25 protein-coding genes are annotated in these 25,223 nt (G+C 73.2%); 11 read left to right on the plus strand and 14 right to left on the minus strand.

Going from position 1 to position 25,223, the window contains the following annotated elements:
• The first annotated feature begins 56 nt into the window (after positions 1-56).
• Both KSNIM_RS04935 and KSNIM_RS04940 read left to right on the plus strand, forming a co-directional pair.
• Positions 57-4,283: an NEW3 domain-containing protein gene (locus tag KSNIM_RS04935; RefSeq protein WP_263101993.1), complete on the plus strand. Its 4,227-nt coding sequence runs from the start codon at positions 57-59 to the stop codon at positions 4,281-4,283.
• The gene (locus tag KSNIM_RS04940) at positions 4,280-4,993 is read left to right on the plus strand and encodes a hypothetical protein (RefSeq protein WP_263101994.1); all 714 of its coding nucleotides are present in this window, start codon (positions 4,280-4,282) and stop codon (positions 4,991-4,993) included. Before KSNIM_RS04935 ends, KSNIM_RS04940 begins: the two co-directional genes overlap by 4 nt.
• Positions 4,994-5,188: 195 nt before the next feature.
• Here KSNIM_RS04940 and KSNIM_RS04945 read toward each other — a convergent pair whose 3' ends face one another.
• Both KSNIM_RS04945 and KSNIM_RS04950 read right to left on the minus strand, forming a co-directional pair.
• Entirely contained in the window at positions 5,189-6,577 is a 1,389-nt protein-coding gene (locus KSNIM_RS04945; protein ID WP_263101995.1) for an FAD-dependent oxidoreductase, read from the minus strand.
• Positions 6,578-6,629: 52 nt separating this feature from the next.
• A complete protein-coding gene (locus tag KSNIM_RS04950; protein ID WP_263101996.1) occupies positions 6,630-6,836 on the minus strand; it encodes a hypothetical protein in 207 nt (68 codons plus the stop codon).
• A gap of 159 nt (positions 6,837-6,995) precedes the next feature.
• Here KSNIM_RS04950 and KSNIM_RS04955 point away from each other — a divergent pair, with 159 nt between their 5' ends.
• From KSNIM_RS04955 to KSNIM_RS04970, 4 genes are all read left to right on the plus strand, one after another.
• A complete protein-coding gene (locus tag KSNIM_RS04955) occupies positions 6,996-7,364 on the plus strand; it encodes an ArsR/SmtB family transcription factor (protein WP_263101997.1) in 369 nt (122 codons plus the stop codon).
• A 49-nt stretch (positions 7,365-7,413) separates the two neighbouring features.
• Positions 7,414-7,770 carry an ArsR/SmtB family transcription factor gene (locus tag KSNIM_RS04960; RefSeq protein ID WP_263101998.1) on the plus strand — a complete coding sequence of 119 codons (357 nt, stop codon included), beginning with the start codon at positions 7,414-7,416 and terminating at the stop codon, positions 7,768-7,770.
• Between the two features lie 16 nt (positions 7,771-7,786).
• The gene (locus KSNIM_RS04965; protein ID WP_411543843.1) at positions 7,787-8,260 is read left to right on the plus strand and encodes an N-acetyltransferase family protein; all 474 of its coding nucleotides are present in this window, start codon (positions 7,787-7,789) and stop codon (positions 8,258-8,260) included.
• Between the two features lie 153 nt (positions 8,261-8,413).
• Positions 8,414-9,640 carry an MFS transporter gene (locus tag KSNIM_RS04970; protein ID WP_263101999.1) on the plus strand — a complete coding sequence of 409 codons (1,227 nt, stop codon included), beginning with the start codon at positions 8,414-8,416 and terminating at the stop codon, positions 9,638-9,640.
• A 25-nt stretch (positions 9,641-9,665) separates the two neighbouring features.
• Here KSNIM_RS04970 and KSNIM_RS04975 read toward each other — a convergent pair whose 3' ends face one another.
• The 4 genes from KSNIM_RS04975 to KSNIM_RS04995 form a co-directional block, all read right to left on the minus strand.
• Positions 9,666-10,166, minus strand: a complete 501-nt coding sequence (locus tag KSNIM_RS04975) for a DinB family protein (protein WP_263102000.1) — start codon at positions 10,164-10,166, stop codon at positions 9,666-9,668.
• A 173-nt stretch (positions 10,167-10,339) separates the two neighbouring features.
• The gene (locus KSNIM_RS04980; protein WP_263108264.1) at positions 10,340-10,528 is read right to left on the minus strand and encodes a hypothetical protein; all 189 of its coding nucleotides are present in this window, start codon (positions 10,526-10,528) and stop codon (positions 10,340-10,342) included.
• Positions 10,529-10,727: 199 nt separating this feature from the next.
• Complete coding sequence (locus tag KSNIM_RS04990; RefSeq protein ID WP_263102001.1) at positions 10,728-11,510, minus strand: aquaporin; 783 nt, start codon at positions 11,508-11,510, stop codon at positions 10,728-10,730.
• 61 nt (positions 11,511-11,571) lie between these two features.
• The gene (locus KSNIM_RS04995) at positions 11,572-11,877 is read right to left on the minus strand and encodes an ArsR/SmtB family transcription factor (RefSeq protein WP_263102002.1); all 306 of its coding nucleotides are present in this window, start codon (positions 11,875-11,877) and stop codon (positions 11,572-11,574) included.
• A 102-nt stretch (positions 11,878-11,979) separates the two neighbouring features.
• On the opposite strand from KSNIM_RS04995, the gene KSNIM_RS05000 reads away from it, so the two are divergent.
• From KSNIM_RS05000 to KSNIM_RS05015, 4 genes are all read left to right on the plus strand, one after another.
• On the plus strand, positions 11,980-12,402 hold the full coding sequence (locus tag KSNIM_RS05000) for an arsenate reductase ArsC (protein ID WP_263102003.1): 423 nt from the start codon (positions 11,980-11,982) through the stop codon (positions 12,400-12,402).
• A 137-nt stretch (positions 12,403-12,539) separates the two neighbouring features.
• A complete protein-coding gene (locus KSNIM_RS05005; RefSeq protein ID WP_263102004.1) occupies positions 12,540-13,805 on the plus strand; it encodes an MFS transporter in 1,266 nt (421 codons plus the stop codon).
• A 184-nt stretch (positions 13,806-13,989) separates the two neighbouring features.
• Positions 13,990-14,607 (plus strand): hypothetical protein, encoded by a 618-nt coding sequence (locus tag KSNIM_RS05010; protein WP_263102005.1) that lies wholly within the window; start codon positions 13,990-13,992, stop codon positions 14,605-14,607.
• A gap of 506 nt (positions 14,608-15,113) precedes the next feature.
• Positions 15,114-15,905 carry a DUF3050 domain-containing protein gene (locus KSNIM_RS05015; protein WP_263102006.1) on the plus strand — a complete coding sequence of 264 codons (792 nt, stop codon included), beginning with the start codon at positions 15,114-15,116 and terminating at the stop codon, positions 15,903-15,905.
• Positions 15,906-16,009: 104 nt separating this feature from the next.
• Here the strand turns inward: KSNIM_RS05015 and KSNIM_RS05020 are convergent, their stop codons facing one another.
• The 7 genes from KSNIM_RS05020 to KSNIM_RS05050 form a co-directional block, all read right to left on the minus strand.
• Positions 16,010-16,342 (minus strand): hypothetical protein, encoded by a 333-nt coding sequence (locus KSNIM_RS05020; RefSeq protein ID WP_263102007.1) that lies wholly within the window; start codon positions 16,340-16,342, stop codon positions 16,010-16,012.
• A 185-nt stretch (positions 16,343-16,527) separates the two neighbouring features.
• On the minus strand, positions 16,528-16,953 hold the full coding sequence (locus tag KSNIM_RS05025; RefSeq protein ID WP_263102008.1) for a luciferase family protein: 426 nt from the start codon (positions 16,951-16,953) through the stop codon (positions 16,528-16,530).
• 63 nt (positions 16,954-17,016) lie between these two features.
• The gene (gene cydB / locus KSNIM_RS05030) at positions 17,017-18,033 is read right to left on the minus strand and encodes a cytochrome d ubiquinol oxidase subunit II (protein WP_263102009.1); all 1,017 of its coding nucleotides are present in this window, start codon (positions 18,031-18,033) and stop codon (positions 17,017-17,019) included.
• Positions 18,034-18,042: 9 nt separating this feature from the next.
• Positions 18,043-19,425 carry a cytochrome ubiquinol oxidase subunit I gene (locus tag KSNIM_RS05035; protein WP_263102010.1) on the minus strand — a complete coding sequence of 461 codons (1,383 nt, stop codon included), beginning with the start codon at positions 19,423-19,425 and terminating at the stop codon, positions 18,043-18,045.
• Positions 19,426-19,548: 123 nt separating this feature from the next.
• Positions 19,549-20,922 (minus strand): glucose-6-phosphate dehydrogenase, encoded by a 1,374-nt coding sequence (zwf, locus tag KSNIM_RS05040; RefSeq protein ID WP_263102011.1) that lies wholly within the window; start codon positions 20,920-20,922, stop codon positions 19,549-19,551.
• 17 nt (positions 20,923-20,939) lie between these two features.
• Positions 20,940-22,520 (minus strand): GMC oxidoreductase, encoded by a 1,581-nt coding sequence (locus KSNIM_RS05045; protein WP_263102012.1) that lies wholly within the window; start codon positions 22,518-22,520, stop codon positions 20,940-20,942.
• Between the two features lie 75 nt (positions 22,521-22,595).
• Positions 22,596-23,213, minus strand: coding sequence for a gluconokinase (locus tag KSNIM_RS05050; protein ID WP_263102013.1), 618 nt, complete (start codon positions 23,211-23,213; stop codon positions 22,596-22,598).
• 87 nt (positions 23,214-23,300) lie between these two features.
• On the opposite strand from KSNIM_RS05050, the gene KSNIM_RS05055 reads away from it, so the two are divergent.
• Entirely contained in the window at positions 23,301-24,263 is a 963-nt protein-coding gene (locus KSNIM_RS05055; RefSeq protein ID WP_263102014.1) for a 2-hydroxyacid dehydrogenase, read from the plus strand.
• 9 nt (positions 24,264-24,272) lie between these two features.
• Here KSNIM_RS05055 and KSNIM_RS05060 read toward each other — a convergent pair whose 3' ends face one another.
• Complete coding sequence (locus KSNIM_RS05060) at positions 24,273-25,220, minus strand: cyclase family protein (protein ID WP_263102015.1); 948 nt, start codon at positions 25,218-25,220, stop codon at positions 24,273-24,275.
• Between the last annotated feature and the right edge of the window lie 3 nt (positions 25,221-25,223).

Here is a 25,223-nt window from a genome sequence, read left to right on the forward strand (position 1 = left end):
GCCCGCCCGCTCGGGCCTAACCTCGTACCAGGGCCCGCCCCGAGGAAGGACACCCCGTGTCGGTCGTCCGTATCACCAACGTCACCTCCACCGATCTGTTCACGGGCACCGAGGCCGCGCCGCGCCAGGTACTGCGGCTGACGGTGGACGGCCCGCCGTCCCGCATCGAGGTGACCGGCCCGGGCGTCCGCGGCGGTGCGACGGGCACGGGCGCCGTCGAGGTCCCGCTGGAGGTCGACGCCCCGGTGCCCGGCGAGCGCCGCCCGGTCACCGTGACCGCCGGGGACGCCGAGGCCCCCGGCCTGCTGGAGGTCGCCGAGCCGGGCTGGACGGTGTTCATGGTCTCGCACTTCCACTACGACCCGGTCTGGTGGAACACCCAGGCCGCGTACACCTCTCCCTGGGAGCTGCTGTCCGGCGACGCCACCACCCGCCCGCTGTGGGAGCGCAACGGCTTCGCACTGGTCGACGCGCACCTGGACCTGGCGCAGCGCGATCCGGTGTACAGGTTCGTCCTCGCCGAGGTCGACTACCTCAAGCCGTACTTCGACCAGCACCCCGAGCGCCGGGCGCAGCTGCGGGAACTGCTGGCGAGCGGGCAGGTCGAACTGGTGGGCGGCACCTACAACGAGCCGAACACCAACCTGACCGGTGCCGAGACCACCATCCGCAACCTGCTGTACGGCATCGGCTACCAGCGCGACATCCTCGGCGGGGATCCGCGGACCGCCTGGCAGTTGGACGTCTTCGGTCACGATCCCCAGTTCCCCGGCCACCTGGCCGCCGCCGGTCTGACCGGCAGTGCCTGGGCGCGCGGTCCGTTCCACCAGTGGGGGCCGATCCAGCGGAACTTCCGCGAGGCCAAGGACGACGCGACGGTGATGCAGTTCCCGAGCGAGTTCGAATGGATCTCGCCGTCCGGGCGCGGGGTGCTGACCCACTACATGCCGCACCACTACTCGGCGGGCTGGTGGATGGACTCCTCCCCCGACCTGGCCGCCGCCGAGCAGGCGGTGTACGAGCTGTACTGCAAGCTCAAGCCGGTCGGCGCGACGAGGAACCTGCTGCTGCCGGTCGGCACCGACTACACCCCGCCGAACAAGTGGGTCACCGAGATCCACCGCTCGTGGGCGGCCAAGTACCTCTGGCCGCGGTTCGTCTGCGCCATCCCGCGGGACTTCCTGACCGCCGTCCGAGCCGAACTCGAGACTTCGGGGCGGAAGTTGAGCCCGCAGACCCGGGACATGAACCCGGTCTACACCGGCAAGGACGTCTCCTACATCGACACCAAGCAGGCCCAGCGGGCGGCCGAGACGGCGGTGTTGGACGCTGAGCGGTTCGCCACCCTGGCCGCCGTGCAGGGCCTCGGCCGCTACCCGGAGGCGGCGCTCGACAAGGCTTGGCGCCACCTCGCCTACGGCGCGCACCACGACGCGATCACCGGCTCCGAGTCCGACCAGGTCTACCTGGACCTGCTGGGCGGCTGGCGCGAGGCCCACGACCTGGCCGCCGCCGTCCGCGACGCCTCGCTCGATGCGCTGACCGGCCGGATCGGCACCGGAGACGACCGTTCGGTGGTGGTCGTCAACTCCCTGTCCTTCGGTCGCTCCGGTGTGGTGTCGCTCCGGCTGCCGGACGGCCTCGACGGCGTGCGGGTGCTGGATGAGGACGGCCTGCCGGTGCCGTGCGCCGTGGACCGGGGCACGCTGCACTTCCGTGCCGACGCGGTTCCGGCACTCGGCTGGCGCACCTACACCCTGGTGGACGGTCCGGCCGACGCCCTGTGGCGGGCCGCGGAGGGGCGCACCGCCGCCAACGCCCGCTACCGGGTGACCGCGGACCCGGCGCGCGGCGGCGCGCTCGGCTCCGTCCACGACCTGCTGCACGGGCGGGAGTTGCTGCGCGAGGGCCAGGTCGGCAACGAGTTGCGGGTGTACGAGGAGTACCCGCAGCACCCGGACTTCGGCGAGGGGCCGTGGCACCTGGTCCCGAGGGGCCCGGTCGTCGGTTCGTCCGCCGCGGACGCGACCGTGCGGCGCGAGACCGGACCGCTGGGCGAACGTCTGGTGATCGACGGCACCGTCGACGGCATCGCGTACCGGCAGACGGTGACCCTCTGGGACGGCCTGGACCTCGTCGACTGCCGGACGGTACTGGCCGACTACGCCGGCGCCGACCGGCTGCTGCGGGTGCGCTTCCCGGTCGATCTGCCGGGCGGCCTGCCGGTGAGCGAGGTCGCGGGAGCGGTGGTCGGACGCGGCTTCGCCCTGCCGGACGTGGACGCCGCCGAGGCTCCCTGGACGCTCGACAATCCGGCCAACACGTGGTTCGGCCTGGGATCGACCGCCCGCGTCTCGCTCACCGACCCGGACGGCGCCCCGCTCGGCGAACGGGCCGTCGGGGTGGCCGAAGTGATCGTTCCCGAGGTCGACGATGCCTACGGCGCACGGGAGTTGGTGGTCGCCCTGGCCCGGGTCGGGGTGACCGCGACCACCACCGGTGCCGACCGGGCCCGGTACGGCTGGCTCGACGTGGACTCCAACCTGCCCGATGTCCGGATCGTCCTCGGCGGCCCCGACACCAATCCGGCCGCAGCCGCGCTGCTGGAACGGGCCGGCGCCGAGCACGCCGCCGTCCTGGCCGAGCACGGCGCGGTCTGGGTGCCCGCCGACAAGCCGCTGCACGAGGTCTGGCAGCCCAACGCCGATCTGCGCGACCTGCGGGCACTGCCCGCACTGATCGCCACCGACCCGGCCGCACTCGCCGCCGACCTCGCCGACGCCGTGATCCGCGCCGTCTGCCCGGGCCGCCTCCCCGACGGAGAACGGCTCGCCGACCGCACCGTGGCCCTGCTCACCCGCGGACTGCCCGGGTTCGCCGTCGACCCGTCCGGCGCCCTGCACCTGTCGCTGATGCGCTCCTGCACCGGCTGGCCGTCCGGCGTCTGGATCGACCCGCCGAAGCGCACGCTGCCGGACGGCGCGTCCTTCCAACTCCAGCACTGGACCCACGAGTTCCGGTACGCCCTGACCGGCGGCGACGGCGACTGGCGGGCTCGGCACCTACCCGCGCAGGGCCAGGAGTTCAACCACCCGCTGCATGCCCGGCTGCTCCCGCCCGGCCGGGCCGGCGCACTGCCCCGGACCTGCTCCTGGCTGCGGGTCGAACCGGAGCGGGAGGTACTGCTGTCGGCCCTGAAGCCGACCGGCAACCCGATCGCGCACGGCTCCGCAGCGGCCACCTCTCCCGGGTCTTCGGTGACCCTGCGGCTGGTCGAGTCCACCGGTCTCGGGCGGACGGCCCGACTGGACGGCTCACTGCGGCTCTCCGCGCTGCGCACCTCCGACCTGCTGGAACAGCCGGACGGGACACCGGCCGAACCAGGACCGGCCGAACCAGGACCGGCCGATCTGGTGCTGGCCGGCTCGGAGGTGGTCACCGTGACGGCCGTACCGGAGGCCGCCGCGCTCGGGCCGGTGACCGCCACGCTGGGGCCGGCGGCCGAGGCTGCGCAGCCCGTCCACGCGCGGTACTGGCTGCACAACCGGGGCCCCGCGCCGATGGGGTACCTGCCGGTGTCGGTCGGTCTCTCCCCCGGCCTGGTCCGCACGGCCGGGGGTCCCGTCGAGCTGTCCGCCGTCCTCGCCTCGCACCTGGTGGACGCCGAGGTGGAGGGCACCGCCGAGGTCCTCGCCCCCGAGGGCTGGCACGTCTCCGTCCGCCGCCGCCCCTACCGGCTCGGCCCCTCCGGGCACGTGCGCTTCCCGCTGACGCTCGACCCGCCGGCCGGCACCGAGCCCGGCCTGTACTTCGTCGCCGTCCGCACCGGGTACGGCGGCCAGCTCGTCGAGGACGTCGCCACCGTCACCGTCGGCGATCCGCCCGCCCCGCTGCCTGCCGTCGGCGAGGTACCCGAGGACTGGACGGCCGCCCAGGGCACCCGGGCCACCGACGGACGCGACACCGGTCTCTCCGTCTCCGTCACCACCCCCTCGGTCCGCCTGTCGCCGGGCCGGCGCGACACGCTCGGTGTCGTCCTCGACAACCGCACCCGGGGCGAGATCCGCGGCGAGCTGCAACTGGTCGCCCCCTTCGGCTGCTGGGACGCGCTTCCCGACCCCGTCCGCGGCTTCACCGTGGCGGCGGGCACCGGGCAGACCGTCAGCTTCGACATCGCCGTCCCGGCCGACGCCGAGCCCGGCGTGTACTGGGCGCTGGCGAAGGTGATGTGGTTCGGCCGCTGCCAGTACGCGCCGACGGTGGAGCTGGTGATCGAACCGTGACCGCCGGACCTGCCCTGCTCGGCCTGCTCGACGGCCGCCCGCTCCCCCGCACCGAGCTGGACCGCCGGCTGGCCGCTCTCCGCACCGGCCCGCGGTCCTCCGCGCTGCCCGCCCCCGGCAGCGCGGAGGACCGCCAGCTCACCCGCTGGGTCGCCCAGGTCCTGCTCACCGAGGCGCTCTGCACCGCCGAGGCCCGCACCCGCGGCCTCGACTGCGCGGCGGCCCCGCCGGTCCGCCTCGACCAGCGGGCCGCGGTGGAGTTGGGCTCGATCACCGCCGCGGCGTTCGAGGGCTGCGCGGCCGTCCGCGCGGTCTTCGCCGCCGTGACCGCCGACCTCGCCGTACCGCCGGACGGTCCGCACCGGCCGGCGCCCGAGCCCGCGTCCCCGCCCGCCACCGTCTGGGAACTCACCACCCCCGACGGCGACTTCGAGGCCGACCCGAAGACCCTTCCCGTCGCGCTCGCCGCCGCACTGCGCGCAGCCCCGCCCGGCCGCCGGGTGACCGCCGCCGGCTGGACGGCGGCGCTCGTGTCGACCCGCACCCGTGCCGTCCCCGGCCCGGGCGCGGCTGTCGACCCGCTCGCCCCGGCCCGCCGCCTCGCCTTCGTCCGCTGGCTCGACCACGCGCGCGCCCACCGCCTCACCCTCGTCCCCGGTCTCGAACATCCCGGCGACCCGTCGCAGCCCGACAACCACCACCGGCACTGACCACGCGCGGATCCGTACCGGACGCGAGCGCGATACGGCGCACGGCGAAGGCCTGGTGGAGGATGCCCCAACCGGTGATCCGAGTGATCCGGGTGATCCGAGTGATGCGGTGATGCCCAGGGCGGCGGGGCAACCCGCGGCCGGGCCCGCGGTCCGGTCGCGACCCCACGGGGCCGAGTCGTGGTCACGTACCGCTCAGCGGCAGCCGCCGGTCTCGGCGGTACCGCCCGGCCCGGGAGCGGTGCCGGGGGTGATGAGCTGCGGCGCGTCCGGGGCCGCGCAGCAGCCTCCGCCGCTGTTCTGGGCGGCGTTCGGCTCGTCGAAGAGGCCGGCGCCCCCGCAGACCCCGGTTTCGGGAAGGGTCAGCTCGACCCGTGCGGCCGCCTCGTGGTCGCCGGCGAGGGCAGCGGCGACGGAGCGGACCTGCTCGTAGCCGGTCATGGCGAGGAACGTCGGCGCGCGGCCGTAGGACTTCATGCCGACCAGGTAGACGTCGCCCTCGGGGTGGGTGAGCTCGCCGGCGCCGTGTGGGTAGACGGTGCCGCAGGAGTGCTGGTTGGGGTCGATGAGCGGCGCGAGCGCGGTCGGGGCCTGGAGGCGCTCGTCGAGGCCGAGCCGCACCTCGGAGAGGAAGGACAGGTCCGGGCGCAGGCCGGTGAGGACCACGACCTGGTCCACCGGCTCGCTGCGGCGGCCGTCCTCGGCGACGAGCACCAGGCGGTCGCCCACCGGCTCGACGACGGCGGTGCGAAAGCCGGTGAGCGCGGCGGCGTGGCCGTCGTCGACGGCCTTCTTGGCGCGCAGGCCGAGGGCGCCGCGGGCGGGCAGCTGGTCGGCCTCGCCTCCGCCGTAGGTCGAGCCGTTGATGCCCCGCCGCAGCACCCAGACCGCGTGGGTGCCGGACTCGTCCTCGGCCAGGTCGGCGAGGTGGGCCAGCGCGGTGAAGGCGGAGGCGCCGGTGCCGACCACGGCGGTGCGCTTGCCGACGAACCGCTCCCTCACGGTGGGGTCCGTGAGGTCGGGGATACGGTAGGAGATCCGGCCGTTCGCGGCGCGCTCGCCGAGCGCGGGAAGGCCGTTCGCGCCGAGCGGGTTGGGGGTGGACCAGGTGCCGGAGGCGTCCACGACTGCGCGGGCCCGGATCTGCTCCTCACGGCCGTCGGTGTGCTCGACGTGGACGGTGAAGGGCTGCTCGGTGCGGCCCGAGTCGACGATGCGGTCGCGTCCGGCGCGGGCCACACCGGTCACGCGGGTGCGGTAGCGGACGCGGTCGCCGAGCACGTCGGCGAGGGGCCGGAGGTACTTCTCGGCCCAGTCGCCGCCGGAGGGGTAGGCCTTGCCGTCGGGCCGGGTCCACCCGGTCGGGGCGAGGAGCTTCTCCGCGACCGGGTCGACGACCTCCGCCCATGGGGAGAACAGCCTGACGTGGCTCCACTCGCGGACCGCCGTGCCGGCTGCCGGCCCGGCCTCCAGCACGAGGGGTTCGAGGCCGCGCTCGATCAGGTGGGCCGCGGCGGCCAGGCCGATCGGGCCGGCGCCGATGACGACGACGGGCAGCTCGGCGGCGGGGGTGTTCTCGCTCATCTCGGGTCTCCGGATCGCTGGGGTGCGGCAGGTGGCAGGTTCGCGGGCGGGGTCAGCAGCAGCCGGCGCCGGAGGCGGCGGCCTCCTGCTTGGCGGCCGGGGCGCAGCAGGCGCCGGCGCCGGCGGCGTCCTTCGCGGTGCCGCAGCAGGGGGCGGACTGCGCGGACCCCGTCGCGCTCGGCGGCGCCGGGCTGGTGGCCGGGGCGCAACAGCCTCCGGCGCCGGGTGCGGAGGTCTCGGGGGTGGCGTGCTCGGTCATGGCATCTCCCGGTTTACTGTTTCGACACTTGTCGATGTCCTGCTGTGCGGCCAGCATGGCACCTGATTCGACGTCCGTCAACATAGACAGTCGTCGAATTATTTGCGGGCCGAACGGGCCGCCCTTCCGATGCGATTCGGCAGGTGTCAACATAGACACATGTCGAATCTTCAGGTGGCCAGCCTTCCGCTGCTCGAGCCGGAGGCCGCTGCACCCTGCTGCCCGCCGCTGACCTCCGCACCGCTGTCGGAGGAGGACTCGGTGCGGATGGCGGCCATGTTCAAGGCCCTGTCCGACCCGGTGCGGCTGCGGCTGTTCTCCCGCGTCGCCTCGCACGAGGGCGGCGAGGCGTGCGTCTGCGACATCCAGGACGTCGGCGTCTCCCAGCCCACCGTCTCCCACCACCTCAAGAAACTCCGCGAGGCCGGCCTGCTCACCTCGGAGCGGCGCGGCACCTGGGTGTACTACCGCGTCGCCCCGAACGTGCTCGCCGCCATGGCCGGCATGCTCACCGCCGCCACGGGCTGAGCCGCCGGACATTCCCCCGGAGCACTCGATCGACTATCGTCGATTGTCGATGAACCGGTCGAACCGCACCAGTACCGTCGTCGACGCCGAGGCCGCCGGGTCGTACGCGGCGTGGTTCAAGGCGCTCGCCGACCCGACCCGCATCCGGCTGCTGCACCTGCTCGCGGCCGAGGGCCGGCCGATGAGCGTCGGCGAGATCGTGGAGCGATCGCCGGTCGGCCAGTCGACGGTCTCCCATCACCTGAAGGTCCTCACAGAGGTCCGCTTCGTACTCCAGGAGAAGCAGGGCACCTCGACCCGCTACCAGGTGAACCGCACCTGCCTGACGGTCTTTCCGGCCGCCGTCGCGGCCATCCTCGCCGAGGCCCGTACCGAGCTGCCCCGAGAGGACGATCGTGGCCGCTGACATCCGGATCGTGCCGATGACCGACGAGCATGCCGACCAGGTCCTGGCGGTCTACCGGGCCGGTATCGACGAGGGCAACGCCACCTTCGAGACCGCTGCGCCCACCTGGCAGGCGTTCGACGCGGCCAAGCTGCCCGAACACCGCTTCGTGGCCGTCGACCTCACCGACCGCGTCCTGGGCTGGATCGCCGCGAGCCGGGTCTCCGACCGCTGCGCCTACGCGGGCGTGGTGGAGCACTCGGTGTACGTCCACCCCGACGCCCGCGGCCGTGGTGTGGCCCTCCGCCTGCTCGAAGAACTGATCGCCTCCACCGAAGCCGCCGGCATCTGGACGATCCAGTCCGGCGTCTTCCCGGAGAACACCGCCAGTCTGGCCGTCCACGCCAAGGCCGGCTTCCGAGCCATCGGCACCCGCGAACGCATCGGCCGTCACCACGGAGTCTGGCGGGACGTCCTGCTGATCGAGCGTCGCAGCCCGGTCGTCGACTGACATCGACCCGGCATGTGCCCGGGCCGCGCCGTCAGCGGGCCGACATGCGCAGCGCGTTCCGCCCGCGGCCAGCTCGTCCGCGAGGGCCCGTGTGATCGGTTTGTGGTTTCCGCCAGTACGGCCACGAGCGCAACCTGCGGGAAACTGCCCGGCATGACCAACCCCGCGGTGGCCCTCCCTCCCGACACCGGCGGCCGTCGATGGCTGGCACCGGGTGTCCGCGGCATCGGGGCGGCCAGCTTCCTCGCCGACGTCGGGCACGAGATCCCCAGTGCCCTGCTGCCGTCCCTGCTGACGACGACGCTCGGCGCCCCGGCGGCCGCGCTGGGCGTGATCGAGGGCGTCTCGGACGCGCTCGCGGGCGCCGCCCGCTTCGGCGGCGGTGTGCTCGCGGACGACCCGGCCCGACGGCGCAAGGTCGCGGTCGGCGGCTACACCACCACCGCCGTCCTCGGAGCGGCCGTGGCCGGTGCCACCACCGTGTGGCAGGTCGCTTTCCTGCGAGCCGCCTCCTGGACGGCGCGCGGCCTGCGCGTCCCGGCCCGCAACGCGCTGCTGGCCGACCTCGTCCCCGCGAGTGCGTACGGCCGGGCGTACGGGTTCGAGCGGATGATGGACAACCTCGGCGCGATCTTCGGCCCGCTCCTCGCGCTCGGTCTGGTTGCCTGGCTCGGGGTGCAGTGGGCGATCGGGCTGTCCGTCATCCCCGGTCTGCTGGCCGCCGCCGCGATCCTCTACGCGATCCGCCGCACTCCCCGCCCCACCGCTCGCGACAAGGTGCCGCTGAAGATCCGCATCAGGCCGCTGCTCAGCGGCAGTCTCGGCCGGCTGCTGGCCTCGGTCAGCGCGTTCGAGGCCGGCAACGTCGCCGCCACGCTGCTGATCCTGCGCGCCACCGAACTGCTGACACCCGCTCACGGCGACACCGGCGCCACCACGATCGCGCTGGCCCTCTACACCGCGTACAACGTGGCCGCGGCCGCCACCTCGGTGCCCGCCGGGCGCCTGTCGGACCGACTCGGCACCCGCGGACCGGTGCTGGTGCTGGCCGGCGGCGTGGCCGCGTTCGCGCTCTCCTACGGCCTGTTCGCCGGCGCCGGTACAGGTGTCGCCGTACTGGCGGTGCCGTTCCTCCTGGCCGGGATCGGGATCGGCGCGGTCGAGACCGCAGAGCACGCCGCTGTTGCAGCCCTCGCCCCGAAGGAGTTGCGCGGCTCCACGTTCGGCCTGCTCGCGACTGTGCAGTCCCTGGGCAACCTGGCCGCGTCCGCCGTCGCCGGAGTGCTCTGGACGGCGGTGTCGCCCACCGCCGCCTTCGGCTACCTCGCCGCGTGGATGGTGATCGCTCTGGCCGGCCTGCTCTCCTCGGCACGCCGCTGACGGAGGACGGCCTCGGTGCGCGGCCTCAGATCCGTTCCTCACCGTCCAGGGTGAGCTGGCGGCGGTGGAAGTCGAAGTGCAGGGTGGGGTAGCGGTAGACGTCCGCGAGGGTCATGTAGTCCTTGAAGAACGGGTCCCAGCGCACGGGGTAGTGCATGCCGCGCGCAAGGTCGGCGTCCGACGCGCGGTCCAGCCCGCGGTGCAGGGCGGCGACGGCACGGTCGAACTGTGCTCCCGTCCGCCGTGGACCGATGACCTTCACCGCCCCGCACGGCCCCAGACGGTTGACGAGGTCGAACGGAACGGTCGCCGCATCCAGTACGCGGGCGAACGCCCGGCCGGCGCCGCGCGGCAGGCGACCGAAGAGGCGGACGAGCACCAGCAGGGCCCGCACCACGATGAAGCCGAACAGCATGTGCCACAGCAGCTGTTCGTTCGTCCACCGCGTGCCGCGGGTGGGGCGGGCGAGGTCGTCGGCACTCGCCGTCTCCAGCAGCCGGTGGAACTCCGAGCGCGCACGCTCCATTTCGCCATGGACTTCCTGCCGGTCCATCGGCGCGCTGCCGATCATGGTCCACCAGCCTTCTCCGCACCCGTCCCGGACACCCGGGTTGGCATGATGCCCTCCCCGCTCCGCCTCCACGCGTCCACGAGCCCGGCGCGGGAGCGACGGCCCTGCGGACAGCCCGCTTTTGCCGCTCAGGCCGGCAGGTCCTCGATCTCGCGCACGAGCGTGCGCGGTGCGGCCGACGTCGACGAGGGTGGCGGGGGGATCAGACCGCCGTCCTCGGCGTTCTCCACGGCGCGGACGTGCACGGGGCAGTGGACAAGGCGGTGGACGGGCAGCTCGTACCGCTCCTCGTACTCGGTCGGGCAGAGTGGGGGCACCTCCCGGCCCAGGACGGGCGGAGATTGGGCGGCCGGGGAGAACGGGCGGAGGCTGTCCCAGGAGTGCTGCCATGCGCCGCCGGGCGACGGGGCGGCGCGAGGATCGCGAAGTCCAGTCCGGCGCGCCGCAGGTGGTACCCGGCGGCGAGGCCGGCCTGGGCCGCTCCGACGACCAGGACCTGGACGCGCCGGACGGCGCTCACGAGGCGTCGGCCTTGCGGCCCGCGCGGTGGGTGAAGATCAGCGCCACCAGGACGAGCCCCACGACGCCGCCGATGAGCTGCATGCCGATGAACCCGGGCACCGAGGACGGCGCGATGCCGGCGAAGGTGTCCGTGAACGCCCGGCCGATGGTGACGGCCGGGTTGGCGAACGAGGTGGAGGAGGTGAACCAGTACGCGGCGCCGATGTAGGAGGCGACCGCGACGGGGGCGAACCGCAGCAGGTCGCTCTTGGCCAGACCGAAGATCAGCAGGATCAGGCCGGCGGTGGCGACGACCTCGCCGAGCAGCAGGTGCCCGGCGGAGCGGTCGTGGGTGGACCACGTCACCAGGGCCCGGCCGAACATGGCGTCGGCGAGGACCGCTCCGCCGATCGCACCGGCGATCTGGGCGGGAACGTAGGCGGCGACCTCGCGCGCTCCGAGGCCCTTCCGGTCCTCGCGGCCGGTCCACCACTCGGCGAGGGTGACGACGGGGTTGAAGTGCGCGCCGGAGACGGGGCCGAGCAGCAGGATCAGGACGCCGAGGCCGAACACGGTGGCCAGCGAGTTGGCGAGCAGCCGCAGGCCGACATCCTGGGTGAGTGCGCTGGCCTGGATGCCGGAGCCGACCACGACCGCGACCAGGGCGGCGGTGCCGACCAGCTCTGCCGCCACCCGGTTGAGCAGCGGTACCGCGGGCGGCTCGACCGCCAGCGGCTCCTCGGCGCCCTCCGCGTTCGCACGGCTCACAGGGTCCGTCCCGGATCTCGTCTCGTCCATGACACTCAAGGACACTCCTCGTACAGGGCGGGACAGGCCGCCGGTGGGGGCTGTGGGGGTTTCAGCAGGCGCGTTTGCGGCCCGCTGCCTCGCGGGCGGTGGCGGCCAGCCCGGCGAACTCCGCCGCGACGGCCTCGAGGGCGTCGGGGCGCAGCGAGTAGTAGGTGAAGCGGCCGCACGGCTCGGTGTCGACCAGCCCCGCGTCCCGGAGGATCCTGAGGTGGTTCGACAGGTTGGTCTGCCGGGCGCCGGTCTCCTCGACGAGGTGGGTCGTGCACAGGGCCTCCTGGGCGAGCAGCGCGAGGATCTGGATCCTCAGCGGGTCGGCCAGGGCCCTCAACACATCACTGTCGACTGACATCACCATGGGCTGATACGTTAGCGGTGGTCGGGGGAAATCCCAAGCACACGGCCCTGCCGGGCCTGAGATGCGCCGTGCCCCGCCGCGGGTCTCGATGGAGGAAGAGCCATGCCCACCACCGCTTCCGCGTCCGTGCTGTTCGTCTGCATCCACAATGCGGGCCGCTCCCAGATGGCCGCCGGCTTCCTGCGCCACCTCGCGGGCGACCGCGTCGAGGTCCGCTCGGCCGGCTCCATGCCCGGGGACAGGATCAACCCGTCGGCGGTCGCCGCGATGGCCGAGCTCGGCATCGACATCTCCGACCAGCAGCCGAAGGTCCTGACCGCCGACGCCGTCCAGGCGTCGGACTACGTGATCACCATGGGCTGCGGCGACGCCTGCCCGTACTTCCCCGGCAAGAAGTACCTGGACTGGAAGCTCGACGACCCGGCGGGTCAGGGCGTCGAGGCGGTCCGACCCATCCGTGACGCGATCGAGCGCCTCGTCGAGGGCCTGATCGCCGAGATCGACGCCGAGCAGCAGGACAACTGAGACCCCCTCAGCGAGCCCACCGACGTGCGCCGGGTCGTCGGGTCCGCCTTCGTCGGCAGCCCGCTCACCACCACCCACGACGCGATGGGCTAGGGTCTCGGCGTGCATCGGCCCGCGCCGAACCCGGCCCTCCCCGAATGAGCCTCGCCCGCGCATTGGTCGATGTCCGGCCCTTGCGGACGTCCCTGCTGTTCCGGCGGTTGCTGATCGGGCGCACGGTGTCCACGCTCGGCAGCTTCATGACCATGGTCACCGTCATGTTCCAGGTGTGGGACACGACCCGCAGTGCGGTGTGGAGCGGGGCGGTGGGGCTGGCGCAGGCCCTGCCGACGATCGGCATCGGTCTGTTCGCGGGATCCTGGGTCGACCGGGCCGACCGGCGCCGCGTCTACCTTCTCGGCAATGCCGGCCAGGCGGCCTGTTCACTGCTGCTGGCGGTTCAGGGGTTCGTCGGGCACGTTCCGGTGGCCGTCGTGCTGGCACTGGTGGCGGTACAGGCGTCGTTCGGGGCGGTCGGTGCGCCCGCGGCGGGGGTGTTCGTACCGCGGCTGCTGCCGAAGGACCAGGTCGCCGCGGGCTTGGCGCTGAACCAGGTCACCGGGCAGGCGATGATGCTGCTCGGTCCGGCCGTCGCCGGTGTCGTGCTCGGCGGGTGGGGCATCGGCGCCTGCTACCTGCTGGACGCCGTCAGCTTCGGGGTCTCCTTCGCTTCGGCCTTCGGTCTGCCCGCGATGCCGCCCGTGGGCGAGGGGTCCCGTCCGGGCCTGGGCGGCGTTGCGGACGGGCTGCGCTTCCTGACCGGCCACCGCGTGGTGCGCGGCGCGCTGCTGACGGACCTGGCCGCCACCGTACTGGCCATGCCGGCCAGCCTCTTCCCGCTGGTCAACAGCGAGCGTTTCGGCGGCAACCCGCGCACGCTCGGGCTGTTCCTCTCCGCTCTCGCCGTGGGTGGCGTCGCCGCGACCGCGTTCTCCGGGCCCGTCACCCGGCTGGCGAGGCCCGGTCCGGTGATGCTCTGCGCGGCCGGTACGTGGGGCGCGGCGCTCGCCGGGTTCGGCCTGACGACCAGTGCGTGGGCGGGCCTGGGGCTCCTGGTGGTGGCCGGGGCGGCGGACGCGCTGGCCGTCCTCTCCCGCGCCACGATCGTGCAGACCTGTACTCCCGATGCGCTGCTCGGCCGGGTGACGGCCGCGGAGACGATCGTCGGCCAGGCGGGACCCCAGGTGGGGAACCTGCGGGCCGGCGCGGTCGCCGGATGGTCGTCGGGCGCGACCGCCCTGGTCACGGGTGGGGTGCTGTGTCTGGCGGCGGTGGCCGCGGTCGGCACGTCGACCCCGGAACTGCGCCGCCGGAGCGGGTCGGCGAGGGCCGGGAAGCCCCTGGCCCCGGGCGAGCCGGCCTGACCGACCCCTGCCGGCGCTGTCGGCGCTGTCGGCGGACGGCCGCGCCCGCAGGCCCGACCGCGCCGAACACGTCCGCGACCGCATTCCCCTGCACACCGATCTGCTCACGGCGCGGCGCAGCACCCCCGGCACGGAAAGACCACCGCCCCGAACGACCGTCCGACCGCTCCGGCAGGATGGCCTCATGACGGACGGTCGGTTCACGGTGCGGGTCCCGCGCCCGGATCTGGCGCTCCTCGACGCGCTGGTCGAGCGGCACGCTGCGGACGAACGCGAGCTGATGCACCAGTGGCGCGCGCGGCACCGGCACCTGCCGGCAGGGGAGCTGGCCTCCGCCCACCGCCGCCTGCGGGTGGAGGTGGCGGCAGAACGCGCGGCCGGGCGTCTGCTCGGCACCCGCAGCCTGCTGGTCGCGCACGGCCTGCACACCGAGTTGCGCGAGCGCGGCTGGGACAGGGACTGGCCGGACCCTGGCGAGGCCCGCTGGCGCCGGGTCGCCCCCGGCCGGCCCGGCGACGGAGCCGGGACGGCCGATCCGACCGTCCCGGCGCCTGTCGAGCTGCCCGGTGATCTCGCACAGCGGCTGACGCGGGCCTGCCACTGGCACCTCCAGGACCACCGACGGCAGCACCGTGCGACGCTGGACCGCCGGCACGGAGGGCGTGAAGCCTGGTCGCGGAAGGCGGACCGGGGGGACGCGGACGTGCTCGCCCACCTCGAGGCGTTCCGCGCCGGCATCGTCACGGAGGCCCAGGTGCTGCGGGCCGCCGTCGAACGGATCCTCACCCCGGCCCGACGCTGAGGCGCTGCGTCGGGCTCGACGGTCCGCAGCGCTCTCAGCGGCCCGCGGCGCCACGGGACGCGGACGGTGCCGTGCACACCGACGGTGCACGCCCGGGGGCCGGGTGGCACCTGGCGGGTCCCGCTTGAGGAGGTCGGGCCTGCCGGGTGCCGCCGGTGGCCCCGGACGGGCGTGCTCGGCGTCCGACGACGATCCGACCGGAGCGCCACCGGGCGCACCACCGGAGTGGGACACCACTCGGGCGAACGATCCTCAGGTGATCGAACAGCAGTGCCCGCGGGGCTCGTCCGGGAAATCCCCCGCCCGCCGGGCGAGGTCGTCGAGGTGCGCGCACGGTTGCGGAGCACGGGATGTGACGATACGTCACTGGATAGTTGCACAAAGAAGTGGCGGCAGGGGTATCGGATCCGTGCCGCGGCGCGCGTAGCCTGATGCGCGCAGTGGCGCACACATAGTCACCGCACCTTCATCACGCAATCTGCGTGAATCGACGCCATGGAGACCCCATGAGTTCTGACCGTTACCACTGGGACCGCTCGCACCCCGGGCTCACCGCCCTGCGCGAGGCCATCGAGCCGGTGCGCCAGGAGGTCGTCGGTCACCCGATCTACCGGCGGATCGACTCCGTCGAGCGGGTCCGGGCCTTCCAGGAGCACCACGTCTTCGCGGTCTGGGACTTCATGTCGCTGCTCAAGTGCCTGCAGCGGCAGCTGACCTGCGTGGAGCTGCCGTGGGTGCCGGCCGGCCCGACCGCGAGCCGCAGACTGATCAACGAGATCGTCCTGGTCGAGGAGAGCGACGAACTCGGCGAGGGCTACACCAGCCACTTCGAGCTCTACGTGGACGGGATGGCCCGGGCCGGCGCCGACACCACCTCCGTGGACGCCTTCCTCGGCCGTCTCCGCCGCGGCACCGGCGTGGCCGAGGCGGCCAAGGACGCCGATGTGCCGGCCGCGGCGGCCGACTTCGTCGCGGTGACCTGGGACATCATCGAGAACGCGCCGGTGCACTGCCAGGCCGCCGCTTTCGCCTTCGGGCGCGAGGACCTGATCCCGGAGATGTTCGAGCAGGTGATCCGGATCGAGGACGCGGACGGCCGGTTGACGGTCTTCAAGGACTACCTGGCCCGCCACATCGAGGTGGACGGCGAGCAGCACACGCCGATGGCGATGCAGATGCTGATCGACCTGTGCGGCGACGACGCGGAGCGCTGGGACGAGTGCGCCACGACGGTGCGCCGGGCGCTCGGCGCCCGCGTAGCGCTCTGGGACGGCATCCTGGCGGCCTTCGGCGCCTGACCCCGGGCCGGCCGCCTTCCGGGGCCGCGGCCGACGCGACGACGACCGGCCCGCCCCGGGTGGGCCGGTCCCTTCGGCGGCGAGGCGCGGCCAGCGGGATCCGGTCAGGGCGTGGGCGTGCCAGGCCGCGGTGCGCGCCGCACCGCGGCCACCCGCACGTCCTCTCGTTCCGGGACAGCGAACGGCTCGACGGTCACGCCGTCGGCCGTGCCGGTGACCTCCAGGACCAGGTTGTCGCCCATGAAGCGCAGGTCGATCCGCACCCGTGGCGCACCCGCGAGGTCGGCCGTCCGGTGGATCCGCGAGACCGGGTGGTCGAGGCCGGCCAGCCGGTCGCGCATCGACTCGGAGCTGCTCGTGCGGGTGGGGGCGAACGCCGCGCGGATGCGCTCGGCGTGCTCGTCGCCGGCACACTCGTCGACGTCCGTCAGCGGCACCTCCTCCAGCGGCGCGGGACCGGTGGCGGCGGCGGACGGTTCCGGCAGCCGGGCGGCTTCCGAAGGCAGCGGGACCGGTATGTCCCCGTCGGCGTTCGGGTGCCGGGCGGGGGGTGGGGAGGGGGATCTTCCGCGTGGCCGCCATCCCGGAGGTCGGCGATCTCCGTGCCCATGAGTACGCGCACTCACTTCCCGGCGGCCCGACACTCATGCACCGGGTGCGGGCGGGCGCTCACCGCGCCGCGGGCCGCCGTACGCCACCCCCGCCTCAGCGTGCACGGCGCCGACGGCCTGGCTGAACCGCCCCCGGTGTGCGCATGAAGTGCCAGACTCACCAGGGTCATCAGCACGTCCGCGTCCGCCGGACGCTCGACCTCCACCGTGACCCACGCGCAGGCGGCACCCACGCTGACCGCCCCCACCTGCCGCAGCTCCTGCGCGAACCTGTCGATCGCCCACCGGGTCAGGTGCACGTCCACCCCTGCACCCTCGTGCACGTGGACGATCTCGCAGCGGCCGGCCGACAGCGCCACCCCGCCACCGCAACTCGCGGCCCCGCACACCAGGTGCGTCCACGCGTCGAACCGCTCCAGAATCGACAGAAATGACATGGACTCATCATTTACGCCGATGGCCGAGCTCAACCCGCCGTCGCCGACACGGCCGAGGAGTCGTCAGCCGCTCCCGCGGTCGGGCACGTCGAACTGCTCGGCGGAGACGCGGAGCCTGAAGACGTGGTAGGTCCAGCCCTGGTAGGCCAGCACCAGGGGGAAGAAGACGATCGCGACGACGCTCATCACCTTCAGCGCGTATCCGCCGGAGGCGCTGTTGTGCACGGTCAGGTCGAAGGCGGAGTCGGTGCTCGACACCATCAGCCGGGGGTAGAGGTCGGCGAAGAACGACAGGACGGTCGTCGCGATGACGACCGTGGTGGCCACGAACGCCCAGCCCTCGTGCCGTCCGGCGAGCAGCCAGCCGGCGGCCAGCACGGCGAGCACGGCCACGAGTTCGAGGACGTCCGGCAGCACGCCCCCGCCCGCCACGGAGTGCGTCCAGGGCTGGAAGGCCAGCACGGCGAGGATGGTGGGCGGTGCGATCCGGCGGGCCAGCGCCAGGGCGCGGTCCTGCACCGCGCCGGTGGTCCTGAGCGTGATGAAGGTGGCGCCGTGCAGCAGGCAGAGCAGCACCAGGGTGATTCCGGTGAACACCGCGTACCCGGAGAACAGGTCGGCGATGTCGCCGGTGAACTCCTGGCTCTGATCGATCGGCACCCCGTGCAGCAGGCCGCCCAGAGCGATGCCGATGAGCAGCGGTACCAGCAGGCTGCCCACGGTCAGCAGGACGTCCCAGGTCCGGACCCAGCGCGTGCTGTCGACCTTGCCGCGGAACTCGAACGACACGCCGCGCACGATCAGCCCGACCAGCAGCAGGATCAGCACGGGGTAGAAGCCGGAGAACATCGTCGCGTACCAGGACGGGAAGGCCGCGAACATCGCGGCCGCGGCGACGATCAGCCAGACCTCGTTGCCGTCCCAGAGCGGCCCGATCGTGTTGATCGCCGCCCGGCGGCCCGCCTCGTCGCGGGCGACGAAGGTGTGCAGCATCCCCACCCCGAGGTCGAAGCCCTCCAGTACGAAGAAGCCGGTCCACAGGGTGGCGGTGACGATGAACCAGAACGTGGCGAGCGCCATCGGGCGGCCTCAGTAGGTCAGGGCCGGGACCGGGGTGTCCTCGGCGGGGGGCGGGGCGAGCTGTTTGCGGGCGTACCTCGTGATCAGCACCAGTGCCACCACCGCGAGCGCCGCGTAGAGCAGGAAGAAGACCACCAGGCTGGTGGCGACGGTCGCGGTGCTCACCGACGGGGAGACACCGTTGCGGGTGAGCTGGATGCCCTGGACGATCCACGGCTGACGGCCGTTCTCGGTGAGCAGCCAGCCGGCGGTGTTCATCAGGAAGGGCAGCACGGCGGTCCAGACCGCGACCCGGTGGAACCGGTGTGCGGCGCTCAGCCGTTTGCGCCACAGCAGCCACAGGCCCCACAGCCCGACCAGCAGGACGACCACCGCCAGGTAGGCCATCACCCGCATCGACCAGTACTGGATGAAGATGTTCGGGATGTAGCTGCCGGGCCCGTACTGCTGCTCGTACTGGGCCTGGACGGCGTTGAGTCCCAGCACCTTGCCGTTCCAGTGGTTGGTGGCCAGCAGGGAGAGCAGGTGCGGGATGGCGATGATCTGGGTCGGAGTCATGTCGTTCTTGCCGCCGCTGATCTGGAACAGCGAGAACGAGCACGGTTGGCAGGTGTCCCACTGGGCCTCGGCGCCGGCGATCTTCATCGGCTGGTACTTGCCCTCGGTGACGCCGAGTTCGCTGCCGACCAGCATCGCCGCGAGGATCACCGGCACCAGCACGACCAGTGCCAGCCGGGCGGCGGCGTGGAAGGCGAGCGGGGACGATCCCTTGCGCAGCTGCCAGGCCGAGACCGCGAGCATCACGACGGATCCGGTGACCAGCGAGGCGAGGATCACGTGCAGGTACCCGCGCAGGAACACCGGATTGGTGAACAGTTTCCAGACGTCGTCGAGCTGGGGTCGGCCGGTGGCCTGGTCGACGGTGTATCCGACCGGGTGCTGCATCCAGGAGTTGGCGGCCATGATGAAGGCCGCGGACAGGGCGCCGCCCACGGCCACCAGCCAGATGGTCGCCAGGTGCACGCGAGGGGGCAGCCGGTCCCATCCGAACAGCCAGAGCCCGAGGAAGGTCGACTCCAGGAAGAACGCGGCGAGCCCCTCCATGGCGAGCGGCGCGCCGAACACGTCGCCGACCGTACGGGAGTACGCGGACCAGTCCATGCCGAACTGGAACTCCTGGACCAGCCCGGTCACCACACCGACGGCGATGTTGATCACCAGCAGGGTGCCGAAGAACCTGGTGAGCTGCAGCAGGTCGGCACGGCCGCTGCGGTGCCAGCCGGTCTGCAGCAGGGCGGTCAGGAAGCCCAGCCCGATGGTGACCGGCACGAACAGGAAGTGGTAGATCGACGTCATGGCGAACTGCAGCCTGGCGAGGTCGATTTGGCTCATGTCGTCCCCATCACGAGGTGGATCGGCCTCAGTCAAGCACGCCCCGGGCGGCCCCGCCGGGACGGCACAGACGGTGTCGTCCCGTCGGCCGTCGGCCGATCGGCGTAACCGGGGGTCGGCCGGTCAGCTGGGGTCGTGCCAGTTGTCGCCCTCCGGCAGCAGGGAGTCGGCCTCCTTGGGACCCCAGCTGCCCCTGGCGTACGGGTGGACGGGCACCACACCGCCCAGGATCGGGTCGACGACCCGCCAGGCGGCCTCGACGGTGTCCTGCCTGGCGAACAGCCAGCGGTCGCCGTCCAGGGCCGCCCCGATGAGGCGGTCGTACGGCCGCATGTCGGATCCGGGGACCTCGCTGAAGGACAGCTCCTCGTGCTTGGCCTGCCAGCCCCCGCCGGGCGCCTTCCCCGCCAGGGTGAACGCGACCTGCGTCTCCGGCCAGACCCGGAACCGCAGGCTGTTCGCCGCCGGGCTGGGCCGCAGTCCGAACACGTCGTGGGGCGCGCTGCGGAAGTGGATGCTCACCTCGGTCGCGGTCACCGGCATGCACTTGCCGGCGCGGATGAGGATCGGTACGTCCGCCCAGCGCCAGGAGTCGGCGGCGAGCCGGACGGCCGCGAAGGTCTCGGTGGTCGATCCCTCGGCGACGCCGTCGACGTCGAGGTACCCGTCGTACTGGCCGCGCACGATGTGATCGGGGGTGAGCGGGCGCAGCGCGGACACCACGTTGGCCTTGGCGTCGCGCCACGACTCGAGCCCCTCCCCCGACGGCGGCTCGGCCAGTACCGTCGCGAGGACCTGCAGCATGTGGTTCTGGACGACGTCCCGCACCGCGCCGGTGCGATCGTAGAAGCGGCCGCGGTCGGCGACGTCGAAGGCCTCGGCCATGGTGATCTGGATGCTTCTGACGTGCGTCCGGTTCAGCAGCGGCTCGATGACGGAGTTGGCGAACCGGGCGAAGAGCACGTTCTCCACGGGATCGAGGCCGAGCCAGTGGTCCACCCGGTAGATCGCGTCCTCGGCGAAGTACTCGTGCATAGTCGCGTTGAGCTCGCGGGCGCTGCGCAGGTCGGTGCCGAAGGGCTTCTCGACCATGACCCGGGCGCCCTTCGCCCGGCCGGCATCGGCGATCCCCTTGGCGATCCGGCCGAACAGGGGCGGCGGGACCTCCAGGTAGAACAGGGCCCGCTCGCCGCTTCCCATCTCGCGCGCCATGGCCTGGTAGGTGGCGTCGTCGTCGAGGTCGCCGTCGACGTAGCGGAGCAGCCCCAGCATCTTCCGGGCCGCGGGCGTGGTCGGGTCCATCCCGTTGAGTCTCAGCGATGCCTCGGCGTAGTCCCGGAACTGTTCCAGGCCCCAGCCGCTCTTGGCCACGCCGACGACGGGGACGTCGAGCACCCCGCGGTCCACCAGGCCGACCAGGGCGGGGAAGGTCTCCAGTTTGGCCAGGTCGCCGGTCGCGCCGAAGATGACCAGGGCGTCCATCTGCTGTGCTGCCATCTCTGTAACTCTCCTGCTCATCGCATGCGGTCGGCGAGGTGGTCGCCGACCCGCAGCGCGTTGGCGATGGCCGTCAGGGACGGGTTCACCGCGCCGATGCTGGGGAAGAAACTCGTGTCCACGACGTAGAGGTTGTCCAGGTCGTGCGCCTTGCAGTTGACGTCCAGGGCGGAGGACGCGGGGTCGGTGCCGAACCGCACGGTGCCCGCCTGGTGGGCGGTCGCGCCGATGGGCATGCCCTTGTGCAGGTAGATGCTGTGGGAGAGCAGGTGGTGCTCGTGCATCCCCAGCCTGCCGAGCATGCTCTGGAGCTTGTGGCGGAGCCGCTTCAGTCCGGCGGTGTTGTTCTTCTCGTCGAGGGCGAGGTGCACGTTGCCCTCCGCGTCCAGGGTGACCCGGTTGTCGGGTGCGGGGAGGTCCTCGCCGCAGAGCCAGAAGTCGACGGCGTGGTGCGCGAGGACCTCGAACGGCATGTCGGGGGTGACCGCGCCGGCCCAGCGCGGCGCCTCGCCGTGGATCTGCGCGGCGTCCGACTTGCCCAGCATCTGGATGCCGCCCATCGGGAACTCCCAGTCGTCCCCGGCCAGGTACCAGTCGTGGAGCGCCAGCGTCTTCTGGAACGCCGTGGGGTTGGGCTCCTTCGAGACGGCCATCAGGGCGAGGTTGTTGTGGCGCATGTAGTGGCGTCCGACCACGTCGGAGCTGTTGGCCAGCCCCCGCGGGTGCTTGTCGCCGGCCGAGCGCAGCAGCAGCAGGGCCGAGTTCACCGCGCCGCAGGCCACCACGACGATGTCGCCGGCGAAGGTCTCGGTGCTGCCGTCGGCGAGCTCGGCGACCACACCGGTGACGGTCCGGCCGGTGGCGTCGGTCTCCAGCCGTCGCACGTCGGCATGGGTGACCATCTGCACGTTGTCGTGCTGCAGCGCCGGGTCCACGCAGATGACCTGGGCGTCCGACTTCGCGCCGAGAAGGCAGGGGAAGCCATCCACCCGGTCGCAGCGGATGCAGGCGCTGTCGTGCGTGGCCCTCCCGGTGGCGTCCTGGGTGAGGTTCACGCCGATCGGCAGGTGGAACGGGTGCAGGCCCTGCTTCTCGAGGTCGTCGCTGAGCTGCTGGATCCGCGGCTCGTGCTCGACCGGGGGGTGGGCGTACTGCGCGCTCGCCGGGCCCTCGGTGGGGTCTTCGCCGTGCCGGCCGTGGACGAGGTAGAGGTGCTCCGCCTGGGTGTAGTAGGGCTCGAGGTCCTCGTAGCGGATGGGCCAGGCCGGTGAGACGCCGTCGTGGTGGCGCAGTTCGCCGAAGTCCTCGGGGCGCAGGCGGAACAGCGCGGCGCCGTAGAACTTGGTGTTCCCGCCGACGTAGTAGTTGACCTCCGGCGGGAAGGCGTTGCCGTCCTTGTCGTACCAGTACTCCGGCGCCCGGTACTTGCCCTTGACGAAGACGGCGGTCGAGTCCCAGTTGTCCCGTTCGCGGGGCAGGTATCCACCGCGTTCGAGGACCAGGATCCGCTTGCCGGTCGGGGCGAGCCTGTGCGCCAGCGTGCCGCCGCCGGCTCCGGTGCCGATGATGATCACGTCGTAGTGCCGGTTGTCAGCCACGGGTACTCCGTTTCCGGGCCGGTGCCGACCTCGCGGGGCGCGGCACGGGCGTCCTGCGGCCCCTCACCTGCCGCCTCACCCGGGGGCGGCGGCCGGGTCGGGGCCGTCGCCTTCGACGCTAGAGCGGGGGTCGCCGGAGGGCGAGCGCAGACGGGCATCGGGGTCCGGTCGGGCGAGGCTGCGGGCCAGGGCCTCGGTGGCCGCGGCCAGCGTCTCCTCGGGGCTGCCGGCGGCGCTCACCGTCGTCCCGGGTTCGTCCTCGCCGAGGGGTTCGAGGGTCGCGTACTGGGAGTCGAGCAGGCTGGGCGGCATGAAGTGGTCGGTCCGTGCGGCGATGCGGCGGGCGGCCACCTCGCGATCGAGGTCCAGCTGGAGGAACCGGATGCGTGCGCCGGTCTCGCGGAACCGGTCGCGGTACGCGCGCTTGAGCGCCGAACAGGCGACGACGCCGCTGCGGCCGTCGGCGGCCCACCGCCGGATCCGCTCGGTGAGCGCCTCCAGCCAGGGTTCCCGGTCACGGTCCGTCAGCGGATGACCGGTGGCCATCTTGCGGCGGCTCTCCGGGCTGTGGAGCGCGTCGCCCTCCAGGAACGGCACCCCGAGACGGGCGGCGAGAGCCGCTCCCAGTGTGCTCTTCCCCGAGGAGGAGACTCCCATGACGACGACCACCAGGGGCGCGGGCGCTGCGTCCATGTACGTCTCCCTGCCGGTCGGCGGGCATCGTGTGACACTGGTGCACGTCCACTGTCGTGTGCAGGCCCGCGGCCCGCAGGAGATGAGATGCCCGGCAGCGTCGTGAGCGAGCCGCGCGTGCTGATGCCCTACCCGCCCCGTGAGGTGGGGGGTCTGCCCGAGGGCTGGGGCGCCGCGTTCTGGGACGGCACGGTCGATCCGCCGGGCGCGGAGGTGCTCGGAACGGTCGAGTTCTTCGTCGTCCCGTACACCTTCACCCGGGCCGCGCGGCCGCTGCTCGCCCGGATGCCCCGGTTGCGGGTGCTGCAGTCGCTCAGCGCCGGTGTCGACGACCTGGCCCCGCACGTGCCCGAGGGCGTCACGCTGTGCAACGCACGGGGGGTGCACGACGCGAGCACGGCGGAACTGGCCGTCGCCCTGGTACTCGCCTCGTTGCGCGGCATCCCCGGGTTCGTGGCGGCCCAGCGGGCCCAGCGGTGGTCCCCCGGGTTCCGGCCCGCCCTGGCCGGCCGGACGGTGCTGATCGTCGGTCACGGATCGATCGGCGCGGCGGTCGAGGCGCGGCTCGTCGCCTTCGAGTGCGAGGTCGTCCGGGTGGCGCGCTCCGCGCGGAGGGGCCCGAGTGGTCCGGTGCACGCCTTCGAGGAGCTGCCCGACCTGCTCGGCGCGGCGGACGTCGTGGTGCTGACGGTTCCGCTCGTGCCGGAGACCCGCGGTCTGGTCGATGCCGGCTTCCTGGCCCGGATGAAGGACGGCGCGCTCCTGGTGAACGTGGCCCGCGGCCCGGTGGTGGACACCGACGCGCTGCTGCGCGAGCTGCACCGCGGGCGTCTGGGTGCGGCCCTGGACGTCACCGACCCGGAGCCGCTGCCGGCCGGCCATCCGCTCTGGTCCGCGCCGAACGTCCTCATCAGCCCGCACGTCGGCGGGAACAGCTCGGCCTTCCGGCCGCGGGCCCTCGCGCTGGTGCGCTCCCAGCTGGAGCGCTTCACCGCGGGGCTGCCGCCCGCGAACGTGGTGCTGGGCCCCGCAGGTGGGCCCGGGCGGTGACCGGCGGACTCAGAGGACGGCGATCGGGCTGACCGGGGAGCCCGTTCCGCCGGCCAGCCGCAGAGGGGCGATCACACAGAGGAACGACCAGCGGCCCGCGTCGGCGCAGAGCGGCAACAGGTCCTCGAACTGCAGGTAGTCGAGCAGGTGGACACCGAGGGCGTGGACGGCGAGCACGTGGACGGGGAAGCCGACGCCGTCGACCGTGCTGGGCGCGCAGTCGTTGTTGCTGTCACTGCCGAGCACCGCGATCCGCCGCTCGGCCAGCAGTTCCACCGCGCCGGGATGCAGGCCGGCGCGGCCGGCGGCGGCGTCCCACGGCCCGAGCTCGCGGCGCCGCCGCCGGTGGCCGAGGCGGACGAAGAGCAGGTCGCCCGCGCCGAAGGCCACCCCCTGGGCGGCCTCGGCGGCCAGCAGTTCCTCCGCCGTCACGTACTCGCCCGGCTCCAGCCAGGGCACGCCGCGCAGCCCGGGGATGTCCAGCAGCACCCCGCGGCCCACGATCCCGGCCTCGGCCAGCTCGACGGAGAGGGCCTCGGCGCCGTCCTCGGTCAGGGTGGTGGCGGGGACGCCGCCGTGGAGCGTCCCGTTGTAGACGACGTGGCAGAGCGCGTCGAGGTGGCTGTCGGCGTCCCCGTGCACGTTCATCTCGATCCGGTCCCGGGCGAACTCCAGCCCCCGGCCGCGCAGCCGCCCGGCGACCACCCCGGTCATCGGGCGGCGGGCCGGCTCCGGGTTGTCCGGCCGGACGCGGGTCGTGACGGGTGCCGCCAGGCTCACATGGCGACCCGTCCGCACCTCGCCCACGGCCGCCAGGACACGCGCCGGGGTGATCGTCTCCAGGGCTCCGCGCGGGTGCGCCCCGGCGGGGGCGGCGGCGACGACGCGTCGGTACAGGTCGTCGAACCCGGCCCGGTCGAGGCGCGCCGCGTTGTGCTGCGCAGGGTTCCCCTCCACGCT

Origin of the sequence: Kitasatospora sp. DSM 101779, assembly GCF_025655475.1 — a bacterium.
Taxonomy (GTDB): Bacteria; Actinomycetota; Actinomycetes; order Streptomycetales; family Streptomycetaceae; genus Kitasatospora.